At 74.9% G+C, this 22,585-nt stretch carries 17 protein-coding genes; all 17 read right to left on the bottom strand.

Annotated elements, in window-relative coordinates; all coding sequences use genetic code 11:
- Nucleotides 1–132 precede the first annotated feature (132 nt).
- Nucleotides 133–2,673, bottom strand: coding sequence for a family 20 glycosylhydrolase (locus tag ACZ6TV_RS07190; RefSeq protein ID WP_465296267.1), 2,541 nt, complete (start codon nt 2,671–2,673; stop codon nt 133–135).
- Between the two features lie 8 nt (nt 2,674–2,681).
- The gene (locus ACZ6TV_RS07185) at nt 2,682–4,292 is read right to left on the bottom strand and encodes an N-acetylglucosamine kinase (RefSeq protein ID WP_465296266.1); all 1,611 of its coding nucleotides are present in this window, start codon (nt 4,290–4,292) and stop codon (nt 2,682–2,684) included.
- A 131-nt stretch (nt 4,293–4,423) separates the two neighbouring features.
- Nucleotides 4,424–5,332 (bottom strand): N-acetylmuramic acid 6-phosphate etherase, encoded by a 909-nt coding sequence (locus ACZ6TV_RS07180; protein WP_465296265.1) that lies wholly within the window; start codon nt 5,330–5,332, stop codon nt 4,424–4,426.
- Nucleotides 5,329–6,213: a MurR/RpiR family transcriptional regulator gene (locus ACZ6TV_RS07175; RefSeq protein ID WP_465296264.1), complete on the bottom strand. Its 885-nt coding sequence runs from the start codon at nt 6,211–6,213 to the stop codon at nt 5,329–5,331. The genes ACZ6TV_RS07180 and ACZ6TV_RS07175 overlap by 4 nt, the downstream gene beginning before the upstream one ends.
- Before the next feature lie 174 nt (nt 6,214–6,387).
- Nucleotides 6,388–7,332, bottom strand: a complete 945-nt coding sequence (locus ACZ6TV_RS07170; RefSeq protein WP_465296263.1) for a hypothetical protein — start codon at nt 7,330–7,332, stop codon at nt 6,388–6,390.
- A 5-nt stretch (nt 7,333–7,337) separates the two neighbouring features.
- Entirely contained in the window at nt 7,338–9,299 is a 1,962-nt protein-coding gene (locus tag ACZ6TV_RS07165) for a dipeptide ABC transporter ATP-binding protein (RefSeq protein WP_465296262.1), read from the bottom strand.
- Nucleotides 9,296–10,102, bottom strand: a complete 807-nt coding sequence (locus ACZ6TV_RS07160) for an ABC transporter permease (RefSeq protein WP_465296261.1) — start codon at nt 10,100–10,102, stop codon at nt 9,296–9,298. The genes ACZ6TV_RS07165 and ACZ6TV_RS07160 overlap by 4 nt, the downstream gene beginning before the upstream one ends.
- The gene (locus ACZ6TV_RS07155; protein WP_465296260.1) at nt 10,099–11,049 is read right to left on the bottom strand and encodes an ABC transporter permease; all 951 of its coding nucleotides are present in this window, start codon (nt 11,047–11,049) and stop codon (nt 10,099–10,101) included. The genes ACZ6TV_RS07160 and ACZ6TV_RS07155 overlap by 4 nt, the downstream gene beginning before the upstream one ends.
- Before the next feature lie 5 nt (nt 11,050–11,054).
- Nucleotides 11,055–12,614, bottom strand: coding sequence for an ABC transporter substrate-binding protein (locus ACZ6TV_RS07150; protein WP_465296259.1), 1,560 nt, complete (start codon nt 12,612–12,614; stop codon nt 11,055–11,057).
- A 152-nt stretch (nt 12,615–12,766) separates the two neighbouring features.
- Entirely contained in the window at nt 12,767–13,885 is a 1,119-nt protein-coding gene (locus tag ACZ6TV_RS07145; protein ID WP_465296258.1) for a MerR family transcriptional regulator, read from the bottom strand.
- 42 nt (nt 13,886–13,927) lie between these two features.
- Complete coding sequence (locus ACZ6TV_RS07140; protein WP_465296257.1) at nt 13,928–14,638, bottom strand: FHA domain-containing protein; 711 nt, start codon at nt 14,636–14,638, stop codon at nt 13,928–13,930.
- A gap of 11 nt (nt 14,639–14,649) precedes the next feature.
- A complete protein-coding gene (locus ACZ6TV_RS07135; protein WP_465296256.1) occupies nt 14,650–15,951 on the bottom strand; it encodes a VWA domain-containing protein in 1,302 nt (433 codons plus the stop codon).
- A complete protein-coding gene (locus tag ACZ6TV_RS07130) occupies nt 15,948–16,901 on the bottom strand; it encodes a PP2C family protein-serine/threonine phosphatase (RefSeq protein ID WP_465296255.1) in 954 nt (317 codons plus the stop codon). The genes ACZ6TV_RS07135 and ACZ6TV_RS07130 overlap by 4 nt, the downstream gene beginning before the upstream one ends.
- Nucleotides 16,898–19,102, bottom strand: a complete 2,205-nt coding sequence (locus ACZ6TV_RS07125) for a serine/threonine-protein kinase (protein WP_465296254.1) — start codon at nt 19,100–19,102, stop codon at nt 16,898–16,900. Before ACZ6TV_RS07125 ends, ACZ6TV_RS07130 begins: the two co-directional genes overlap by 4 nt.
- Nucleotides 19,099–20,238 carry a hypothetical protein gene (locus ACZ6TV_RS07120; RefSeq protein WP_465296253.1) on the bottom strand — a complete coding sequence of 380 codons (1,140 nt, stop codon included), beginning with the start codon at nt 20,236–20,238 and terminating at the stop codon, nt 19,099–19,101. Before ACZ6TV_RS07120 ends, ACZ6TV_RS07125 begins: the two co-directional genes overlap by 4 nt.
- A 4-nt stretch (nt 20,239–20,242) precedes the next feature.
- Complete coding sequence (locus ACZ6TV_RS07115; RefSeq protein WP_465296252.1) at nt 20,243–21,220, bottom strand: glutamate ABC transporter substrate-binding protein; 978 nt, start codon at nt 21,218–21,220, stop codon at nt 20,243–20,245.
- On the bottom strand, nt 21,217–22,491 hold the full coding sequence (locus ACZ6TV_RS07110; RefSeq protein ID WP_465296251.1) for a hypothetical protein: 1,275 nt from the start codon (nt 22,489–22,491) through the stop codon (nt 21,217–21,219). Before ACZ6TV_RS07110 ends, ACZ6TV_RS07115 begins: the two co-directional genes overlap by 4 nt.
- Nucleotides 22,492–22,585 lie beyond the last annotated feature (94 nt).

Genomic DNA, 22,585 nt, shown 5'->3' with positions numbered 1-22,585 from the left:
TGCACCACCGTACTCGGGTGTTGCTCACAACCAACGTCCGCTCCCCCCGCACCCCCTCGCTCTTTCTCTTGGGGGTGGGGGCCGCGGGGTCCCCCCCCCCCCCCCCCCCGCTGCACGAGACCCGCGGAGACGTCAGGAGCCGTACACGTTGAAGTCCCAGATCGAATAGCCGTAGACGGTGCCACGCTGGGTGCCGTACATGCGGACGTAGCGGCCGGTGCCGGACAGGCCGGTCAGGTCGTCGACGCCGCCGTCGCCCGTCGTGGTGCTGAAGATGTCGGTCCAGGTGCTGCCGTCCGGCGACGTCTGGATCTTGTACGTCTTGCCGTACGCGGCCTCCCAGTTGATGCGTACCCGGTTGACGGTGCGGGTGGTGCCGAGGTCGACCTGGATCCACTGCGGGTCGGAGCGGTCGCTGGACCAGCGGGTGGCCGGGTCGCCGTCCACCGCGTTGACCGGCTCGACGCCCACCCGGTACGTGCTGGACGCCGTGACCGGACGGCCCTGGGCGAGGTCCGTGCCGCCGTACAGGGCGGCGATCTCGGTCCCGGTCAGCGCCTGGCGGTACGCGACCGCGTCGTCGAGCAGCCCGGTGAACGGCCGCTTGCCGCCGAACCCGCCGAGCGGCAGCGCGATGACCTGCGGCAGCGTCTGCTGGAAGGCGCCGTTGACGTAGAGGCTCGTGCCGGTGGTGGTGCCGACCAGCGTCAGCATCGTCCACTGGTTGAGCGGCAGCGCGTAGGTGAAGGCGTAGTTGCCGACGCCGTACCTCGTGATGCCGACCTGGTTGGTGCTGCCGTACTCCTCGACCTTGATCGCGTAGTCCATGTCGCGCAGCAGGACCGTGTTGGTGGAGGCCGCGGTCCGGTTGATCCACACGGAGAACGTCCACGGCGCCTGGACGGCCCGGCCGCCGAGGTTGAACGTCTGGCTCGTGCCGGCGGTGAACTTCACGGCGTTGCCGGTGCGCCCGGCGACCGGGAACGTCGGCGGGTAGAGCCAGCCGTTGGCGTGCAACGTGCCGACGCTGTCGCCGGTGCTCATCTTCCAGCCGCCGGGGTAGTGGGTCGCGGTCGTCGGCGTGTACGTGCTGTCGAACGTCCACCGGTGGATCGGCTGCCCGTTCGTGGACGCCGGCGGTGCCGTGCGCGGCGTGGCTCCCGGGGCGTCGCCGACCGCCGCGGCCGCCGCCGTGAACTGCGCGAAGGTCAGCGTGGCGGGGTCTGCGTTCCAGGTCCGCTCGGCGAGCTCGCCGCGCCGGCCGTCGAAGAGGTCCAGCACGAAGTCGGTCTCGCTGAAGAACTCGTCGTCGCCCCAGTACGCGAGGACCTGACCCTTGTTGAAGGTGCTGCTGACCGGCGTCCACGCGTACATGTCGCCGCGCGGCACGACCTTGCTCTCGTAGTCGCCGGGCGCGATGTAGAACCGGTCGTAGGCGCCGGTCTTGTACGCGGACTCGACGACCTGGTAGCCCAGCGACCGCATCGTGCTGGACACCGAGGTGGCGCCGAAGTTCATGATGAGCACGTTCGTGCTGGGCCGGATGTCGGTGTTGTTGACCCAGATCATCGCCTTGCGGCCGGAGGCCTCGACGGTCTGCTGCAGCGCGGCGATGTACTGCTCCTGCAGGTCCGCCATCGTCGGCGCGGCCGCGGTGTACTTCGCCTGGATGTACGGGCAGGTCGCCAGCGCCGTCGGGACCTCGTCGTTGCCGAGGTGGACGTACGCGCCGGCGAACCAGCTCTGGAAGTGCGCGACGAGCTGCTGCATCCACGCGGTCACGGCCGGGTCGGTGAAGTCGAGGGTGGAGTCGTCGCCGCACTGCGCGCTCAGCGACCGGTCGGTGCCGCCGAACGTGGCGATCGGCTGGACCTTCGTCGGGTTCTGGATCTCCGGCACGATCGTCACGTGGTACTCGGCGGCGACGGCCTCGATCGCGGCGATGTCGGCCTGGCTGTAGCGCTGCGCCGGATCGGTCGGGGCGAGCGCGGCGTAGGTCGGGCTGTACAGCCGGAACGCGTTGGCCTGGTTGAACATCAGCTGGACGACGTTGAGCTTGTTCCAGGCGGCGCGGCGGATCTCGTCCTGGATCGCGGCGACCGACATGAAGCGGCGGCTGACGTCGAAGTGCTCGGCGCGGTAGGCGAGCGACGGCCAGTCCCGTGCGGTGCCGGCCGGGACGGTGCGGTGGACGCTGTCCAGTCTGAGCAGCTGGGTGAGGGTACGGCCACCGTTGAGCAGCCCGGTCGACGTCGGCGCGCTGATGTCGACGGTGCCGCCGGTGCTGAGCGCGTAGCCTTCCGTGCCGAGCCCGGCGTCGGCGGCCAGGTGCAGGAAGATGTCGCCGGCGGCGGGCGCCGCGGCGGTGACGACGGCCGGGCTGAGCCCGGTGACGGCGGCGACGTCGGCCCGGATCCGGTCGGCGACCTGACCGGCCGTGCGGTGCGACAGCAGCTCGGAGGTGACGCCGCTGGTGTACTGCCCGGCGCTGCCGGTGGCCACGACGATCCGGCTGGCGGTGGTGAGGGTGAGACCGCCGGTCCCGCCGGTCCACTGCCGCAGACTGGGCACCACGGCGGGTTCGGGGTTGGCGGCGTAGGCGGGTGCTGCCGTGACCAGCAGTGCGGCGACGGTACCGGCGGCGGCGGCGAAGGCGACGAGGGGACGGAACACAGGCGCTCCTAACTGTGGGGGTGGTGCACGCTGAGGGCCGCCGCGTCCGCCATCCCGGCGGGCAACGGACCTCGGAGCACGGCGGCGGCGAGGGCGGCCGCGCCGTCGAGTGGGGTGCCGGCCGCCTGCCGCAGCGGTCGCCGCAGTGCGGCGGCGAACGCTTCGGTGAGCGGGCTGCCCACCCGCAGCAGGTTTCCGGTGACGGCGAGGACCGGCCCGGCGTGCGGGGGCAGCGCCGCCCGCAGGGTGTCGGCGAGGTGCCCGGCCGCGCGGCGCACGATGTCCGCGGCCACCGGGTCGCCCGCGGTTTTCTGTCGTACCGCTGTGCTTGGGTGGTGGGGTGCGAGGGGGGCGGCGGCGATGACGGCGGGGGCGAAGGCGGCGAAGACTCCGGCACGGTCGGGGCGGGCGGTGAGGTCGGCGACGAATGCCCGCGGGTCGCCGTGGGCCTGGCGGAGCGCGGCGAGGAGAGTGGCGGAGCCGTCCTCCCGGCCGTCGGCGGCGCGGTATGCGGCACGCATCCCCTCCCGGCCGATCCATGCCCCGCCGCCGGTGTCACCGAGCAGGTGCCCCCAGCCGTCGACGCGCCGCCAGGTGCCGGCGAGGTCGGTGCCGAGCGCCACCGCGCCGGTGCCGGCGGCGAGGACCGCGCCGGGGGTGAGACCGACCGCGCCGAGATAGCCGGTGAGCAGGTCGGAGCAGACGACGACGTCCCGGGCCGCGCAGGCCCGGTGCACGGCGGCGGTGACGGCGGCCCGCAGCTCGTCGCCGAGCAGTGCCGCACCGGTGCAGCCGACCACGGCGACGGCGAGCTCGGGGCGCCCGGCCGCCGCGTGCAGGTCGGCGATCAGTGCGGTGAGCACGCCGGTGAGGTGCGGCCCGTCGATGGTCATGGGTTCCCGGCGCTCCCCGGCGGCCAGCACTTGTCCGGCCCGGCCGATCCGCGCCCGGACCCCGGATCCGCCGACGTCCACGGCCAGGACGGCCGCCCCCTCGCCGGCGCCCGGCGCCGCGCGCCCGCTGAGGCCCGCCGCCGCGCGCCCGCTGAGGCCCGCCGCCGCGCGCCCGCTGAGGCCCGGCGCCGCGCGGCCGCTGAGGCCCGACGCGCGGCCGTCGCTTGGGCCCGATGCCGGGAGGTCGTGAGTCCGGGCCCGGACCTCGGATCCACCGCTGACCAGGACGATCGCCCCCTCGCCGAGGCCCGGCGCCGCGCGGCCACTGAGACCCGCCGCCGCGCGACCGTCGCTGGAGCCCGACGCCGAGAAGTCGTGAGTCCGGGCCCAGACCTCCGATCCACCGCCAACCAGGACGGCCACCCCCTCGCCGAGGCCCGGCGCCGCGCGGCCACTGAGACCCGCCGCCGCGCGACCGTCGCTGGAGCCCGACGCCGAGAAGTCGTGGATCCGGGCCCAGACCTCCGATCCACCGCCAACCAGGACGGCCACCCCCTCGCCGAGGCCCGGCGCCGCGCGGCCACCGAGGCCCGCCGCCGCGCGACCGTCGCTGGAGCCCGACGCCGGGAGGTCGTGGATCCGGGCCCGGACCTCGGATCCGACGCTGACCGGGACGGCCGCCCCCTCGCCGAGGCCCGGCGCTGGGCGGCCACCGAGGTCCGGCACCGGGCGGTCGCAGGAGCCTGTCGCCGTGCGGCCACCGGGGCCTGGCGCGGGACGGTCGCTGAGGGCTGGCGTCGCACGGTCGCTGGAGTCTGTCGCCGGGCGGTCGCTGGGACCGGCTCCGGCGGGGGTGGTCACGGGCCGGCCAGGCGGGTCAGGGCGAGCCGCACCACCCCGCCGGCGGTGGCGAGGGCGGCGCGGGCGGTCAGGGCGTCCACCCCGCCCAGAAGGCTGGTCAGGGCCACCTTCAGGTCGCCGTCGGCGGCCGTCAGCGCGGCGTGGCAGGCGTCGTCGGTGGCGCCGGTGGCCTGGGCGAGGGTGTTGAGGACGCGGCCGCGGAGCTTGGCGTTGGTGGCCACGACGTCGACCATCAGGTTGGAGTAGGTGCGGCCGAGGCGGATCATCACGGCGGTCGAGAAGGTGTGCAGGACGACCTTCTGGGCGGTGCCGGCCTTCATGCGGGTCGAGCCGGCCACCGCCTCCGGGCCGGTGTCGACGCAGACACAGACGTCGCAGCCGGTGCCCAGCGGCGCCGAGGGGTTGGCGGTGACCAGGACCGTCGCCGCGCCCGCGGCCCGGGCTGCGGCGAAGGCGCCCGCGACGTAGGGCGTGCGGCCGCTGGCGGTGAGGCCGACGACCAGGTCGGTCGCGCGGACGCCGGACAGGTCGGCGCGGCCCGTGGTCACGTCGTCCTCGACCTCCTCGACCGCGTCGGTCATGGCGATCGCGCCGCCGGCCAGGTGTGCGACGAACCTGCCGGTCGGGAAGCCGTAGGTGGGCGGGACCTCGGCGGCGTCCAGGACCCCGAAGCGGCCCGAGGAGCCGGCGCCGGCGTAGTGGATGCGGCCGCCGGCGTGCAGGCGGTCGACGGCCAGGTCGACGGCGCGGGCCAGCGAGGGCAGGGCCGCGCCGACGGCGGCGGGCACCTTCGCGTCCTCGGCGTTGATGCGGTGCAGGATGCCCAGCGTGTCGAGCAGGTCGATGTCGGCGGTGGCGGGGTTGCCGGCCTCCGTGGGTGACCCGACCCGCACGACGGCGGTCATCGTCCCTGCCGGTCGAAGGGCAGGACGTGCCCGCGCACCGCGTCGTGGGCGCGCTCCATCGCCTCGAGCGACTCGTCGTAGCGGCGGTGCGAGAGCGCGACGTAGATGCAGTCCACGACGGTCAGCTGCGCGGTGCGCGAGGCGGTGCCGCCGCTGCGGAAGGTGGTCTCCCTCGCCGCGGTGGTGAGGACCAGGTCGGCCTGCTCGGCGGCCGGGGACTGCGGGTTGCTGGTGACGACGGCGGTGGTCGCCCCACGCCGCTTCGCCTCGCCGAGCGCGTCGAGGATCTCCTTCGTCCGCCCCGAATGGCTGATCGCGAGGGCGACGTCGCCGGTGGTCAGGGTCGAGGCGCTCATCAGCGCGCCGTGCACGTCGGCCCAGGCGACGGCCGGGCGCCCGGCCCGGTGCAGCTTGTACGCGGCGTCCTGCGCGACGGTGGCGGTGGAGCCGACGCCGTACACGTCGATGCGGGAAGCGGCGAGGATCGCGGTGACGAGCGCGTCCAGCACGGCGACGTCGAGGTGCGCGACGGTGTCCTCGACCGCGCGGGCGTCGGCGAACCCGACCTTCTTGATGAGGTCGGTGAGCGAGTCGTCGCGGGCGATGTCGCCGCCGAGGGCGGTGTCGGCGCGGTCGTCGGCGCGCAGCCGCTCGGCCTCGGCGGCCAGGTGCAGCCGCAGCTGGGCGTAGCCGCGCAGGCCGATGGAGCGGCAGAAGCGGGTGACGGTCGTCTCCGACGTGCCGCACAGCTGCGCCAGCTCGGAGATGGTCATCTCGGCGGTCGCGCCGGGATCGTCGAGGACCCGCCGGGCGATCGCCTGCTCGGCGCGCGGCAGGTTGGACATCATGGTCCGCAACCGGACCAACACATCTCCGCTCATGCCGTCACCTCCGCTGCGCTCCGGCGCCGGCCTGAGCCGCAACCTGCGCCCATCATTCGCGGGCTTCCGCTACGCTCCAGTCCGCTCACGCCGTCACCTCCGCTGCGCTCCGGCGCCGGCCTGAGCCGCAACCTGCGCCCATGATTCGCGGGCTTCCGCTACGCTCCAGTCCGCTCATTTCGGTTCCTCCCCTGTGTGGTGTGCGAGGTGCTGTGCGACGAGCCGCCACCGGGGCTCGTCCATGCCGTCGCCGGGAAACAGGCACCAGCCGTCGCCGGCGGTGTCCGCGTGGTGCAGGGCGGCGGTCAGGTCCGCGCGCGTGACCGGCGCTCCCCAGTCCCAGCCGCGGGCGGTCGCGGGGTCCGCGGTCACCTGGACCATAGTGGTCGTCGATCCGCCGAACGCGGCGGCGACCTCCCGTCCGCGTTCGCCGACGAAGGCCGCCGGTCGGTGCAGGATGCTGTGGTACGTCATGGGCAGCACCCCGTCGAGCCACGGCCGCCAGTCGGCGACGGCCTGGCCGAGCAGCTCCCGCCGGGTGGTGTCGTCCGCCGGCACGACGAAGGCACCCAGCCAGCGGTGTGGCCGGACCCGCTCCGCGACCCGCCGCACGACGTCGGTGATGACCGCGCACCTGAACGTGGTCCACTGTGGACTGCCCGGCACCGGCCGGCCGCCGAACCGGGCCACGGTGACCGGGTCGAACGACGACGCGCGCGGGACCGCGCCGGGGCGCAGCTCCAGCTCCCAGTGCAGCGGCCAGCGGATGAAGTCGAGCACCAGCCCCGCGAGCGGCCCGGCGGCGAGGGTGGCGCACCGCTCGATCAGGGCGTCGGTGTAGGTGGCGTCGGTCGGGACGATGCCGTGGTACCACTCCATCGGCTGCCACACCTGACCGTCGGGCCCGACCGGGCGCAGGTCCTCGCGGCGGGCCGACGGTGGCTCGGCGTGGTCGGAGAAGCAGGCGACGCTGCCCAGGACGGTCAGGCCGAGCCCGGCGCACGAGGCGGCGAGCTCGTCGGTGACCGCGGCGGCCTTGGTGATGACGGTGTCGAGGCCGGCGTCGGCGGCGCGGCCCAGCAGGTCCGGCGGCAGGGACTCGGGCCGGAGCACGTACATGGCCCTCATGAGAGCGAGCCGGGGAAGTGGCAGGCGGCCCGGTGACCCGAGTCGCCGGTCAGGGCGGGGTCGTCGGTGACGCAGATCGTGCGCGAAGGGTCGTGCAGCGGGCCGATCGGGCAGCGGGTGCGGAAGCGGCAGCCCGACGGCGGGTCGGCGGGGCTGGGCAGGTCACCGCCGACGACGATCCGGGTCCGGCCGGCGGCACCGGGCACGGGCTCGGGCGCCGCGGACAGCAGCGCCGCCGTGTACGGGTGCAGCGGCTGGTCGTAGACGGCGTCGGCGGGTCCGGTCTCCACGACGCGGCCGAGGTACATGACGGCGACGCGGTCGCTGAGGTGCCGCACGACGGCGAGGTCGTGGGCGATGAACAGGTAGCCGAGGCCGAGCCGGTCCCGCAGGTCGGCGAGCAGGTTGACGATCTGCGCCTGGATCGACACGTCCAGGGCCGAGACGGGCTCGTCGAGGATGAGCACCCGCGGGTTGGTCGCGAGGGCCCGGGCGATGCCGATGCGCTGGCGCTGACCGCCGGAGAACTCGTGCGGATAGCGGTCCAGGTGCCCGGGTCCGAGTCCGACGGTCTCCAGCAGCTCGGCGGCCCGGGTGGCGGCGGCCGCGCCGGTGACGCCGCCCGCCTGCAGCGCCTCGCCGAGCGACTGGCGGACGGTACGCCGCGGGTTGAGCGAGGCGTAAGGGTCCTGGAACACGTACTGGACCGGGCTGTCCGCGACGATCCGCCCACCGGCCGGGCGGTGCAGGCCGACGACGGCGCGGGACAGGGTGGACTTGCCGCAGCCGCTCTCGCCGACGAGGCCGAGGGTCTCCCCCGCGGCGACGTGCAGGGAGATGCCGTCCACGGCGTACACCGGCCGCGGCGGCTTCCAGGGTGCGGGGCGGCGGCCGCCGGTGACGTCGACGCGCAGGTCGTGCAGCTCCAGCAGCGGCTCACCGGCGGTGGGCTTGCGCATCGCGACCGGGGGCGGCTCCGGCGGGTCGAGGTCACGCTCGCCGCTGCGCCAGCACGCGCTGACGTGGCCGTCGCCCACGGAGGACAGTGGTGGGCGTTCGGTGGCGCACCGGTCGACGGCGAGAGGGCAGCGGGTGTGGAACGCGCAGCCGTCCGGCAGGTCTGCCGGGTCGGGCGGGGTGCCGCCGATCGCGGCGAGCCGGGCGCCGCGCTCGCCGTCCAGGCGGGGCACCGCTCGCAGCAGCGCCGCCGTGTACGGGTGGGCCGCCGCGCCGAACAGGTCGGTGACGGCGCCTCGTTCGACGACGCGTCCGCCGTACATGACGACGGCCTGCGAGCAGAGTTCGGCGACGACCCCCAGGTCATGGGTGATCATGAGGACGGCGACCCCGAGGTCATCGCGCAGCCGGGCGAGCAGCCGCAGGATCTGCGCCTGGATCGTGACGTCGAGGGCGGTGGTGGGCTCGTCGGCGATGAGCAGCCGCGGGTCGTTGGCGAGCGCGGTCGCGATGACGACCCGTTGCCGCATGCCGCCGGAGAACTGGTGCGGGTAGTCGGCCATGCGTCGCCGCGCGTCGGGGATGCCGACGAGGTCGAGCAGTTCGGCGGCGCGGGCGGTGGCGGCGCGGCGGCCGGTGCCGTGCACCAGCAGTGCCTCGGCGACCTGGTCGCCGACGCGCATCACGGGGTTCAGCGCCGACTGCGGGTCCTGGAACACCATCGCGATGTCGCGGCCGCGGACGGCGCGGAGCTGCGCCTCGGACATGGCGAGCAGGTCCTTGCCGGCGAAGCGGATCTCGCCGGCGGTGACCCGGCCGGGCGGGCGCAGCAGGCGCAGGATCGAGCGGGCGGTGACCGACTTGCCGGATCCGGACTCGCCGACCAGGCCGACGATCCCGCCGGCGGGCACGGTGAAGGACACGTCCCGCACCGCGTGCACGACGCCGGCCGGGGTGTCGAACTGGGTGCGCAGGCCGCGCACGTCGAGGAGGTCGCTCATGTACGGTTCACCGCCGCGTTGAGCGCGTCGGCGAGCAGGCTCAGGCCGAGCGCGAGGAGCAGGAGGACGAGCGCGGGGCCCAGCACGTAGACGGGCTGCTCGCTCATGTGCCGCATGCCGACGTTGAGCAGCGCGCCCAGCGACGGCTCCGGCGGCTGGACGCCGAGGCCGACGATGCTCAGCGACGACTCGAGGAACACCGCGGCGACCATGCCGACCGCGGTCTGCACGATGATCGGGTCGACGGCGTTGGGCAGGATGTGCCGCACCATGATGGTCCGGCCGGGCACCCGCATGACCCGGGCGGCGAGCACGTAGTCACGCTGCTGCTGGGCGAGCAGGGAGGCGCGGGCGAGCCGGCCGAACGCGGGGAGGCCGTAGATCGCGATCGCCACGACGAGCGCCCACCAGCCGGGCCGCAGCACGAGCGCGACGCAGATGCCCAGCACCAGCGACGGGAAGCCGAGGATGACGTCGAGGGCGCGCTGGGTGAGGGTGCCGAGCCACGGCGCGACCGCGCCGGACAGGCCGAGCAGGGTGCCGAGGACCGCGCTGACCGGGACCGCGACGAAGATCAGTGACAGGTCGGTGCGCAGCCCGAACAGGGTCCGGACGAAGATGTCGCGGCCGAGCTCGTCGGTGCCGAACGGCCGGGTCCCGCCGGGTGCGGCGAACGCGTCGGCGCCTTGCGCGTCGTAACCGCCGAGCAGCGGCACGAGCAGCGCGGCCACGGACAGGACGGCGAGGACGGCGGCGCCGGCGGCCCCACGCGGCCGGCGCAGCGCCCGCAGGTATCTGCTCACGATGCCTCCAGTCGGATGCGGGGGTCGAGGGTGGCGAGGAGGACCTCGGTGAGCAGCTGGATCGCGGCGGCGACCGCGACGGCCGCCAGGACGAGCACCTGCACGACGAGGTAGTCGCGGTCGCGGACGCTGGACACGACGAGGCTGCCGAGACCGTTGCGGGCGAAGATCGCCTCGACGACGATGGCGCCGGCGAGCAGCTCGCCGAGGCGGATGCCGATGGCGACGACGGCGGTGCCGATGCTGTTGCGCAGCACGTGCCTGACGGTGACGCGGACCGGGCGGGCGCCCTTGGCGACGGCGAGGTCGACGTGGTCGTCGGCGCGGGCCTGCCGCATCGCGGTCTCCAGCAGCCGGCCGATCGCCGCCGCCTGCGGCAGCGCCAGGGCGAGCGCGGGCAGCGCCAGGTATTGCAGCGCGATGTCCGGGTCGTCCAGCAGGGAGACCTCGCCGCTGACCGGCAGGACCCGGAACGTGACGCCGAGCAGCAGCGCCAGCAGCAGCCCGGTGAGGAACGGCGGGGCGGCCAGCAGCAGGCTGCTCACGGCGTCGAGGGCCCCGCGCGCCCACCTGGTGCGCGGGCCGCCGCCGAGGGTGCCGAGCACGATCCCGAGCACGGCCATGATGACGCCGGCGACGAGGGCGAGCTCGACGGTGCTGCCGATCCGGTCGCCGATCATCTCGGCGACCGGGCGGCCGGTGAGGTACGAGGTGCCGAGGTCACCGGTGAACACGCCGCCGAGCCAGTGGAAGTACTGCTCGACCGGTGGCCGGTCCAGGCCCAGCAGGGTGCGGACCTCGGCGACCTGCTGCGGGGACGCGTCGGCGCCGGCGACCGCGACGGCCGGGTCGCCCGGGGCGAGCCGCGGCAGCGCGAACGCGAGCACCGAGCTGACCAGCAGCACGCCGAGCACCGCCGGCACCCGGCGCAGCAGGAAGGAGAGCATGCCGGTCAGGCCGCCAGGTACGCGTCGGTGGCGACCACGCTGCCGAGGGCGACGGTCTTGACGCCCTGCAGTTTGGCGCTGCGGACGTGGTACTGCGGCGCGACCATCGTGATGTGGCTGAACGCCTCGTCGAGGAGGTAGGTCGACAGTGCCGCCAGCGCGGTGCCCTTGGCGCCCTCGCCGGCCTCCTGCAGGCCGGTGCGCAGCTGGTCGTACTGCGCGGCGGCGAACTGCGACGGGTTGCCGGTGCGCAGCGACGGCATCGCGTCCACGATGGTCGCGGCGGAGAAGCCGACCATGCCGTGCAGCAGCAGGAACGCCGGGCCGAGGGTGCCCTTGACCTGCCGGGAGTCGAACTCGGCGGTGTCCAGGGCGACGGCCTCGGGGGCGAGCCCGATCTGCTCGAGGTTGAACCGGACGATCTCGAAGAGGCTCTTCATCGTCGGCAGGTTGGCGAACGCGATCGGCACCTTGGCGCCCTTCGCGCCGGCCTGCTCGACGAGCGCTTTCGCCTTGGCGATGTCGAGGGTGTACCGGCCGGCGAGGTCCTTCGGGTAGCCGGTCTCCTCGGCGGTCCACCACAGGTCGCTGGCGGTGGCGTCGCCGCCGAACACCTGCGCCTTGATCCGCTCCCGGTCCAGCGCCCAGCCGACCGCCTGCCGGACCTCCTTCTTGTCGAAGGGTGCCGCGGTCACGTTCAGCCCGAGCGGGTAGAACACGCCGCCGGCGTTCTCGAGGGCGAATGCCTTGTCCTCGCGCAGCGCCTTGATGTCGGCGGTGGACAGCCCGTTGACGAGGTGGCTGCGGCCGCCGCGCAGTGCCGTCTGCAGCGCGGTCGGGTCGGTGATCACGGCGATCTCGACCTTGTCCAGGTACGGCCGCTCCGGGTCGCGGTAGGCGGGGTTGCGCTCCAGGCTGATCGAGGCGCCGGGCTTCCACTGCTTCCACACGAACGGGCCGGTGCCGACGACCTGGCCGCCGTCGCCGATCTTCGCGAAGGTGTCCTTGTCCACGATCATCGTGAGGTGGAACAGGTCGAAGAGGCTGTCGGTCGGCCTGGCCAGGGTGATCGTCACCTGGTGCGGGCCGGTCGCCTCGACCTTGGTGAGCTTCAGCGCGACGGCCCGCAGCTGTGAGGCGTTCTTGGCGTCCTTGACCTGCTCCAGGGAGTAGACGACGTCGTCGGCGGTCATCGGCCGGCCGCTGTGGAACTTCACGTCGTCGCGCAGCTCCAGCACGACGCTGGTGCGCTCGGCGTTGAACGTCCAGCTCTTGGCGAGGACCGGCTGCGGCTCGCGCCGCTCGTCGACCTCGGCGAGCGGCTCGAACACCAGCCGGCGCCACATCCAGTTGCCGGCCCGGTTGGCCATGACGGCGGCGGGCTGCGCGTCGGCGCTCGCGGCGAGCTGCAGCGTGCCGCCGCGGGTCGGGGCACCGGTCGACGCCACCGGCGCCCGGTCGACCGCCGACTCGCAGCCGGCGAGCGCGAGGGCGGCCGCGCCGGCCACGCCGGCTCCGCCGCCCAGCACGAGACGGCGCGAGACAAGACCCTGAAGAACGTCCATTGACCTGGTACTTCCCTTCGCTGACCGCCGTTTCGACCGGCGTGGCGAGGAACGTAGCAAGCCGCAGGCCACGTTGGGAAGACTTTTCGTGTCAGATTTTCTTTCTGAGTTCCAGCGACGGGAATTAGCAACATCGGCGGCGAGGCCCTGTCCTAACCGGCCACCAGCAGGCGGAGGCCGAGGTCGGCCGCGCCGAGGGTGGCGAGCTCGTGGTTGCGTTCGGCCCAGCGGCCCGAGGACAGGTCCTCGCGGAGCCTGTCGACCGCCCGCCGCTCGGCCTGCGGGCCGACCCTGGTCCAGACCGACACCGCGCGGCGGACGGGCTCCTCCAGGTACGCCTCGGGGCGGCGCCAGTACGCCTCGAAGAACCCGTCCACGCAGTCCCACGGGACGGGGACCGGGTCCGCGTGCCCGCCGATCGCCCGGGTCAGGTCGTCGATCGCCGGCCAGCCGATGAGCAGGTCCGCGAACTCGGGCAGGTAGTCGCGGGTGAGCCAGAAGCGCCGCTGCCAGCCGGTCCTGTCGGCGTCGTAGGTGAGCACGACCACGCGGCGGGCCACCCGGCGCAGCTCACGCAGTCCCGCGATCGGGTCACGCCAATGGTGCACGGTGCTGACGGCCATCGCGGCGTCGAAGGACCGGTCCTCGAACGGCAGGCGTTCCGCGGCGGCGGCCACGCACGGCGCGGCGCCTGTCGGGCGTTGGGCCCGCATGACCGCCGACGGCTCCACCGCCGTCACGTCGCGGTCGACGGGTTCGTACGAGCCGGTGCCCGCCCCGACGTTCAGGACCGTCCGCGCGTCGCCCAGCGCCGCCCAGATGCGCGCGGCGATCCTCGGCTCGGTGCGCCGCGTCGCCGGATACGCGGAGCCGATGACGTCGTACAACTGCGCGCCGACCGCCTTCAGCTGCTCCTCCGGCGTCGTCCTGATCCCCGCCGCCCGCGCCTCCAGCTCCCGGTCGATGGCCGCCACCATGGCCGCGGCCCGGTCGCGCTGCTCCACCAGCAGGCCGCGCAGCCGGCGCAGGTGCGCGACCGCGTCGGTGTCCGGGTCGTCGACGAGGTCCGCGATCTCGCGCAGTCCGAAGCCCAGCCGCCGGTACACGAGCACCTCCCGCAGCCGCTCGACGTCGCCCGCGCTGTAGGCCCGGTATCCGCCCACGGTCCGCGCGGACGGCTGCACGAGGCCGATCTCGTCGTAGTGGTGCAGCGTGCGGACGGTCACCCCGGCCAGCTCCGCGACCCGTCCCACGGTCAGGTTCTCTTCCACACCACGACTATGTGCCCTCACGCCGCGTGAGGGACAAGGGTTTCAGCCGTGCAGCGGACCGGCGCGCAGGGTGATCCTCGTGAACGAGCCGACGTGCAGGTGGTCGCCGTCGGCGAGCGGCACCGGCAGCTCCGGTTGGATCGGGTCGGTGGCGCCGTTGACGTAGGTGGCGTTGGCCGAGCGCAGGTCGACGACGGCCCAGCCGCCGTCCGGCTGGGCGACGAGCAGCGCGTGCAGGTGGGAGACGGCGACGTCCTCGGGCGGGCCGGCCAGGTCGATGTCCGGGTAGCTGCCACGGGACCGGCTGCGGCGGCCGATGAGGACCTGCTCGCCGGTGAGCGGGAAGCGGCGGTCCGGGCAGAAGCGCGGGTAGGTGATCGTGGGGTCGGGGCCGTTCTCCGCCTCGATCCGCTCGAAGTGCGCCCGGTCGGCGGAGACCACCACGTGCCAGCCGCCGGGCCCGGCGACGACGACCAGCTCCGCCGCCGGCACTGAAGCCGGCACTGAAGCCGGCACCGCAGCCGGGGCCGGGGCTGCAGCCGGGGCTGGAGCCGGCACCGCGAGGGTGTCGAAGCCGTCGACCTCGCAGAAGCGGCCGGTCAGCGGCGTCCCGCACTCCGGGCACGCGGCCGGGGTCCGGGCCGGCGCCCCGGGCACGGCGGCGGCGGCCGGGGGCGGCGGGGACATGGCGGCGCCGCACTCGTCGCAGTAGTCGGTCGTCTCCGACTCGTGCCCCTTCGGGCAGACGGCCACGGTGGTCTCCTTCAGCTCGGGCGGACGCGCGTCGTCTTGCGGGACCCGAGCGCCGCGATCTCCGCGTCGATGTCGACGTCCTTGTGCTCGGACCGGCGCTTCAGCTGCACCGTCCCGGTCCGGGCGTCCTGCACCTCGACGACCCGGCCGAGCAGCTGCACGGTGTCGGACCGGCCGGCCTCGGTCGCGAGCTGCACGGCGCGGCCGAGCCGGGCGGTCGCGGTGACCGTGTCGCCGGCCTCCCGCGCGGCGAGCCCCTCCTGGATCGCGGAGGCGAGCTCGGCGGCGCCCGTGTAGTGCGCGACCCGCTTGTTGAGCCGGGTCGACTTCGCCTCCTCGTCGGTCCACACGACCCGGACGAGACCCTTGGCGAGGACGTCGTCGCCGCGCACGACGCTGACCCGCGCGGCGAGCTTCTCCTCGCCGATGCCGCCGATCGTGTCGGCGCCCAGCTCGACGGAGAGGTGGTAGTCGCGGCTCTCCGCGCCCCACGCGCCGATCGGGTAGTCGCCGACGCGGGCGCTGACGTCGGTGCGCCGCCCGGTCAGGTCGAGGATCTCCGGGTGTACCTGCTTGACGAAGCGGATCGTGGCGCCCGCCGGGGTCCACACGCGCAGCGTGACACCGGCGACGGTCTTGCCTATCGCCGCCTCGATCATCGACCGGAAGTCGGCCTCGAGCCCCGCCGGGTCCTTCATCCCGTCGGCGGTGCCGAGCAGCGCGTCGGCGATCTTGATGAGCTCGGCGGCGCTCCAGTTCTGGCCGACGCCGCGGCTGTCGCACACGAACAGCCCCTTGCACTGTTCGAGGGCCTGTTCGAAGGTACCGGTGGACTCGCCGTTGCGGCCGTCGGTGAGCAGGATCGCGTGCCGGATCTCGGCCCGGTCGGCGAGGAACAGCTCCCGCGCCCGGGTGAGCCAGGCGCCGATCTTCGTGCCGCCGCCGGCCTTGAGGTGCCGGATGGCGTCCTTCGCCGCGGCGCGGGTCGCATGGTCGGCGACGGCGAGGGTCTGCTCGCCCGGGTACACCATCTGGGCCCAGTCGGTGCCGGCGACGACGGCGAAGGAGACCCCGTCGCGCAGCGTGTCGACGGCGACCGAGGCGGCCTTGCGCGCCTGGACGAGCCGCTCCCCGCTCATCGAACCCGAGCAGTCGATCATGATGACCTCGGCCGCCGGCGCGCCGTGCCCCGGCCGTGCCGCGCCGCCGCCTCCGGCCGTCACGGTGACGACCGCGTCCGCGACCGTGGCACCCACGGGCACGTACTCGTTCTGGAAGACCTCCGCTACGACACCACTGGACTCGTCGGTCATGGCCGCGGCTCTCCTCTCGATGGTTCCAACGGGACGGCGGTGACGGTGATGTTGTCCGCCCCACCGGCGTCGCGGGCGAAGTCCGTCAGCCGTCGCGCCAGCAGCGGTGCGCCGGCCGCGCCCTCGATGTCGTCGCTCCAGGTGGTGTACCGGGTGAGCCCGTCACTCACGAGCAGCAGGACGCCTGCCGTCTCGGGCCGCAGGGTGACCAGGTGCGGGTCCCCGGCGGGCGCGTCGGCGCCGAGCCAGCGGGTGAGCGCCGCCGCCTGGGCGGACAGCCGCAGCGCCCCGGCGTCGACCCCCGCCGCGGCGAGCTGCCCGGCGAGCGAGTCGTCGACGGTGAGGCACCGGGCGCCGGCACCGTCCAGCCAGTACGCCCGGCTGTCCCCGACCCAGCCGACGGTGGCCGCCCCGTCCTCGACGACGGCGGCCAGGAAGGTGCACGCGGGCGCGTCGAACCGGTTGCCCGTCCCGGCGAGCACCGCCACGGCGTCCGACGCGGCCCGGTACGCCGCCGGGATGTCCCCGCCGCTGAGCAGCACCGCGATCGCCGCCTCGACGGCGGTCGTCGCCGCGACGTCGGAGTCCGGCGCGCTGGACACGCCGTCGCAGACGACCACGGCCCGCCGCCCACCGGCGACCCCGATCGCGTAGGCGTCCTCGTTGCGTCCCTTGCGCAGCCCCTTGTCGGTGACGGCGGTGACCCCGGGCAGGTCGTCCTCGGCGTGGTCGAGTCCCGCGCCGCGGCGCAGCCCGCAGTCCTCGCAGTAGGCGTCGCCGCCGACCACCCCGCCGCACCCGGCGCACGGCCCGCCGCCGGGCGCCCGCGACGACCGCCACGCTCCCCCGGCCGGTGGGGCCTGCGGGCCGGACAGCGGGTTGCCGCACGATTCGCAGAAGCGGTCGGTGGCGGCGGCCGGCGCCGCGCACGACGGGCAGGCGGCGCTCACAGCCACGTCCTGGGGCGGATGCGGTTGGCCTGGTCGACGAGGTCGATGCGGGTGTCCCGGTCGGGGGCGACCTTCGCCAGGACCCGGAACGCGTGCTCCAGGCCGAGCCGCAGGTCCCGCTCCGACAGCCGGTGGGCCAGCACGGTCGCGGTGCCGGCGTTGCCGGCCTGGACCCAGGTCAGCGCGGTGCGCAGCGCCTCGACGGTGAGGCGGGCGCGGCGCTCGACGTCGAGGCCGAGGCGCTCGACGCGACCCGACACGTCGAGCAGGTCGGCCTCGGCGAGCCGGGCCGCCGGGACCGCGAGCCGCGCCCGGACGGCGGCGACCTGCGCCGGGACGCTGTGGCTGGAGCTGTCGGGGACCGCGTCGAGGATCGCGACGGCGCCGGGCAGGTCGTCGCGGTCGGCGAGGATCCGGGCGACGCCGAACGCGGCGCTGACGAAGGACCGGTCGGTGCGCCATACCGCCGCGTACAACCGCAGGGCGGTGTCGCCGTCGCCGCCGGCCTCCGCCGCCGCGGCGAGCGCGAGCTGCGGGGCGAGCTCGCCGGGCAGGGCACCGTAGACGGCGTCGAACGCGGCCCGCGCGTCGGCGGCGCGGCCCGCGGCGAGGGCGGCCATGCCCCGGTACCAGTCGACCCGCCAGTCGGGGTCGGTGACGGCGTCCAGGTCGGCGAGCGCTCCTTCGAGGTCGCCCGAGGCGATGCGGGCGCGGACGACGGCGAGCGCGACCTCGACCCCGTCGGCGCCGACGGACGACAGCGCCGCCGACAGCAGCTCCGGGTCGGCGGTCTGCATCGTGACCAGCAGCGCCGCCCCGGGATCGAAGGGGTCGACGGTCGGCACCGGCAGTGCCGCGGCCACCTCGCCCCCGTCGGGCGCGCCGGACCGGCCGGCGGCGGCCCCGTCCGAGGCGGGGGCGGCGGTGATGACGCCGGCCGTGGTGCCGAAGGCCTTGCGTTCGCCGGTGAACTGGGTCGACACGCTCGGCCTGGGCTGCCCGTCGGCGGCGCTGAGCAGCTGCCGCAGCACCCCGGTGAGCTGCTCGGCCATCTCCGCCGCGGACGCGAAGCGGCGGCCCGGGTCCGGGTCGGTGGCGCGCAGCAGCAGCCGGTGGTAGGACTCCTCGCGCGCCAGCAGCGGCACCGCCGACGGGTCGGGGAGGCGGTCGGCGAACGTGGTGGTGAAGCCGCGGAAGTCGAAGCTGAGCACCGCCATCGACCGGGCCACCGTGTACAGGTCCGAGGCGACCGACGGCCCGGCGGTGGCGACCTCGGGCGCCTGGTAGCCGACGGTCCCCCACACGGCGCTGACGTCGTCGTCGGCCCGGCGCACCGCACCCAGGTCGACGAGCTTGACCCGCTGGTCGGTGTGCAGCGCGTTGTCGGGCTTGAAGTCGCAGTACAGCAGCTCCCGCTCGTGCAGGTAGCCCAGCGCGGGCAGGATCTCCAGCGCGTAGGCGATGACCTGGGTCAGCGGCAGCGGCTGGCGGACCCCGCCGGTCACCGGCCGGGCCAGGTAGATGTCGCGCAGGGACAGGCCGCCGACGTACTCCATGACGATGTACCCGACCCGGTCGCCGCTGCGCGGGTCGGGGTGCGAGACGAAGTCGTAGATCTTCACGATCGACGGGTGGTCGACCTCGACGAGGAACCGGCGCTCGGTGATCGCGGCCGCGGTCGCGTCGGCGTCGCCGGAGTCGATGAGCCCCTTGAGGACGACCCAGCGGTCGCTGACCTCGTCGCCGACGTTGCGGTCGCGGGCGAGGTAGATCCAGCCGAGGCCGCCGTACGCGATGGCGCCGAGCACCTCGTACCGGCCGGCGACCACGGCGCCCTGCGGCAGCGAGGGCCGGAAGCCGTACCGCGTGCGGCAGTTCGTGCAGAACCCCTCGACCAGGCCGGGCCGGTCGTCGCGGGCCCGCCCGACGGGCTGCTCGCAGCTGCCGCAGAACCGGCGGTGCTCGGGCACCTGCGGGTCGGTCAGCACCGCGCCGGCCGGGTCCCGGCGCGGCACGACCGGCAGCGCCGCCAGCACCGGCGCGCCCCGCCCGCGACCGGTCGTCCGCCCCGACGAGGCACTGGGCGCCGTCGGGGTGGACGCCTCGGTGACCGGGGCGGCGGCGGACTGCTTGTGGCCGCAGTCGTCGCAGTACCCGTCCTCGTCGTACGAGCCGGGGCAGCCGGCCCGGGTGCAGTTCATGTCGAGCTCCCCTCGGCGCCGGACAGCGCCTGCTGGTAGGCGAAGACGGCTCTGGTCGCCGCCCGCAGGTCGCACGGCGCGGTCCACAGCAGGTCCCGGGCGGTCTGGTACCGCTCGACGAGGCCGGCCTCCTCGACCCGGTCCAGGCGCACGGCCTTCGCCCGGTACGCCTCCAGCCGGCCGCGCAGCTCCTCGCGCCGGTCGAGCAGGCCGGTGGCCGCGGTGACCCGGTCCTCGGCGGCGGTGACGGCGGCGGTCAGGTCCCGGTCCAGCTCGGCGAGGCGGCGGTCGAGGGCGGGCCAGGCGTCGAGGTCCAGCTCGTCGGTGGCGCGGACCGCGTCCGTCACCACGATCTTCCAGCGGTCGTGGACGTCGGGCGGGTCGGCCAGGCCGGGATCGGCGACCTTCGCCAGGGCCGCGGCGTACGCCCGGTGGGCCCGCTCCTCCGCGGCGGCGAGGCCGGACAGCAGCGTGTCGAGGCGGGCGAGGCGGGCCGGCAGCGCGGTGCGCAGGGCGGCGAGGTCCGCCAGCCGGCGGACCACCTGGGTGAGCTCCGAGCGCAGCGCCGCCCAGGCCGCCTCGTCGACCGTCAGCGGGTCGGCGAGCGCGTCGCCGTACACCTGCCGCAGCCGTCGCTGGAGGGGTCCGGTCGTGCGGGTGTGGTCGGCGCCGACCCTGTGGTGCGCGGCGACGGCCGCCTCGAGGGCGGTGTCCAGCTCGATGATCCGCTCGGTGAGCGCCGTCCTGGCCGCCTCGATCCGGTCGAGGACTTCGGTGGCGCCGGCGCAGCGCCGGTCGAGGTCGGCGAGGAACGCGGCCGGCGGCAGGGCCCGCAGGCCCTCGGGCAGGTCGAGCGGGTCGACGGCGACGGGCTCGGCGAGGATGCGGGCGGCGTTCGCGTCACGGGACCGGCCGCTCAGCGCGCGCAGCCGCTCCAGGACGTCGCGGACGGCGACGAACCCGGACCACAGCCTCGCGACGTCGCCGCCGGACCACGCCTGTGCGGTGGCGCCGCGCGGCTCGACGCCGCGCAGCAGCGTGTGCGCCGGGTGGGTGTCCACTGTGTACAGCGCGGTCGCGAGCCGGTCGTGCGCGGCCGCCAGCTCGGCGACCGCACGGTCAGTGCTGCTGCCCACGGGGTCAGTCCACGTACTTCGCGGGCGGCGGCGACGGCACCGGGCCGTACGCGGCGAACCATCGGCTGTAGATGGCGGTCCAGGTGCCGTTGGCGCGGATGCGGTCCAGGACGCCGTTGACGAACCGGACGAGGTCCGGCGTGTCGAGCGGCATCGCGACGCCGGACGGCTCGTCGCTGATCCGGGCGCCGACGACCTCGGTGCCGGGGTCCTGCGCGGCGAGGCCGAGCAGCAGCACGTCCACTGTGGACACCGCGGCGACCTGGCCCTGCTGGAGCATCACCAGGCAGTCGAGGGTGCTGTCGGTGGCGACCGCGATCGGCTTCGACGCCTGCTTCATGATCGTGACGATGCTGGTGCTGCCCCGGGTCGCGCACACCTTGCGGCCGGCGAGGTCGGCGAAGTCCTTGATGCCGGAGCCACGGTTGACCAGCAGCCGCTGGCCCGAGGTCAGGTACTCGGTGGAGAACGCGACCTGCTGCATCCGCTCGCAGGTGGCGGTCATCGTGCGGATCACCATGTCGACCTCGCGCCGCTGCAGCACGGGAATCCGGTCGGCGGTGGTGATCGCCCGCCACTGGATGGCGTCGGGGTTGCCCAGCAGCGCCCGCGCGATCTCCCGGGCGAGGTCCACCTCGAAGCCGACGACCTGGCCGGTGACCGGGTCGCGGTAGCTGGTGAGGTAGGCGTTCTGGTCGATGCCGACGACCAGCCGGCCCCGCTCGACGATCTTCGCCATGGCCGAGCCTGGCGGCATCTGCCCCGGTGCGGGCAGCGCCGCGGGCGGGCGGAGGCTGGCCCGCGGGTCGCACGCCGGTGGCGGGGTGGCCGGCGGGCTCGGCGCCACGGCCGGGTCCTGCACGTTGAGCGGCCTGGGCACGGCACCGGCGGCGGCCGACGGGTCGACCTGCGGGGTCGCCGGGTCCTGCCCGCAGCCGGCCAGGACGAGCAGCGCGGCGGCTGTCACGACGAGCTTTTTCATCGGTACTCCGCGATCCGCTGGTTCAGCCCGAACGCGGCGGCCGCCGCGACGGCGAGGGCGAGCAACGCGACGGCGAGGTCGGCGCCCGCGAGCGCGGCACCGGCGCCGGCCGCCTCCCGGTCGAAGCGGTGCCCGCTGCCGGCGATCCCTTCGGCGAGGGCCTCGTCGAGCCGGCCGGCCGCCGCCGCGCTGCCGTCACCGGACGTGGCCAGGGTGACCGCCTCGGCGTGCTGGCTGCCGTCGTCGAGGGCGCGGACCTGCTGGTGGATCTTCAGCCAGTCGGCGGCGTGCCGCTGCGCGCGCTCCGCCGCGGCCCGCGCCGCCGCGTCCGGCGCCCGCTCATGTGCGCGCTGCAGCAGGCCGCCCGGGCCGGCGAGCCGCTGCATCATGACGGTGAAGTCCTCCTCGAACGCCTTGCCGTCGCCGCGGGCGATCAGCGTCAGGCCCTCGTCGGCGCGGGCCTGCAGCGCGGTGATGCGCGCCTCGGCGAGCAGCCCGACGTGGTCGGAGCCGGCCTCGCGCCCGGCGCTGATGTGCCCGGCGGCGCCGGCCGAGGCGACCGCCAGCCAGCCCGACGCGACGATCGCGGCCAGCGTCGCCAGGACCAGGCCGCGGTTGAGTCTCCGGTTCGTCAGGCGGGCGAGGTGCCGCTGGGTCAGCAGCAGCGCGCCGAGCAGCGCCAGGCCGAGCAGCGTCACCGTCCACGGCCACCGGGCGACGGCCCGCTGCGCGGCGGACAGGCTGGCCGCCTCGGCGCGGAACAGCTCCTGCGCCGCGGGCAGGATCGTCTGCCGCATCAGCGCCGACGCCTCCCGCAGGTACGCGCCGCCGAGCGGGACGCCCTGCCGGTTGTACGTGCGGGCCGACTCGACCAGGCCCGTGTAGACCGGGATCTGCCGGACGAGGACGCCCAGGGCCGCCGCGCTGCGCCCCTCCGCGCTGTGCAGCGCGACCGTCAGCGCCGACGACGCCCTGGCGATGTCGTCGAGATACCGCTTGCGCAGCTGCGCCGGCTCGACGCCGTTGGCGAGGAACGCGCTGGCCGCGGTCGCGTCGGCGTCGGACAGCGACCGGTAGATGTCCTGCGCCTGGAGGCTGAGCGGGCCGCTGCGGTCGGTCACGTCACGGACCAGCCCGACACCGGCGCGCATGGTGAGGACCCCGGCGAGACCGAAGGCGAGACCGAGGACGACGATGACGGCCGTCAGCGTGGTGAGCCGGCCCGGGCTGGTCGCGGCCCGGTGGATGAGTCGACGCCACGCGGTTGCCAATGCACCATCTCCCCGCCTCGATGACGCCCTCGAACATATCGGTCTGCGTCAAACACCCGACAGCAGCCCCGGGCGAACTCCCGGCTTCGTGCCA

It is taken from the genome of Dactylosporangium sp. NPDC051087 (assembly GCF_055586325.1).
This window is presented reverse-complemented; position numbering and strand designations above follow the sequence as displayed.

What these genes read in the sequence shown, in the direction of transcription:
- ACZ6TV_RS07180 (WP_465296265.1), bottom strand. Translation starts at nt 5,332, where the DNA reads ATGACCGCCGTCGTGCGGGTCGGGTCACCCACGGAGGCCGGCAACCCC.
- ACZ6TV_RS07175 (WP_465296264.1), bottom strand. Translation starts at nt 6,213, where the DNA reads ATGAGCGGAGATGTGTTGGTCCGGTTGCGGACCATGATGTCCAACCTG.
- ACZ6TV_RS07170 (WP_465296263.1), bottom strand. Translation starts at nt 7,332, where the DNA reads ATGTACGTGCTCCGGCCCGAGTCCCTGCCGCCGGACCTGCTGGGCCGC.
- ACZ6TV_RS07165 (WP_465296262.1), bottom strand. Translation starts at nt 9,299, where the DNA reads ATGAGCGACCTCCTCGACGTGCGCGGCCTGCGCACCCAGTTCGACACC.
- ACZ6TV_RS07155 (WP_465296260.1), bottom strand. Translation starts at nt 11,049, where the DNA reads ATGCTCTCCTTCCTGCTGCGCCGGGTGCCGGCGGTGCTCGGCGTGCTG.
- ACZ6TV_RS07150 (WP_465296259.1), bottom strand. Translation starts at nt 12,614, where the DNA reads ATGGACGTTCTTCAGGGTCTTGTCTCGCGCCGTCTCGTGCTGGGCGGC.
- ACZ6TV_RS07135 (WP_465296256.1), bottom strand. Translation starts at nt 15,951, where the DNA reads ATGACCGACGAGTCCAGTGGTGTCGTAGCGGAGGTCTTCCAGAACGAG.
- ACZ6TV_RS07125 (WP_465296254.1), bottom strand. Translation starts at nt 19,102, where the DNA reads ATGAACTGCACCCGGGCCGGCTGCCCCGGCTCGTACGACGAGGACGGG.
- ACZ6TV_RS07115 (WP_465296252.1), bottom strand. Translation starts at nt 21,220, where the DNA reads ATGAAAAAGCTCGTCGTGACAGCCGCCGCGCTGCTCGTCCTGGCCGGC.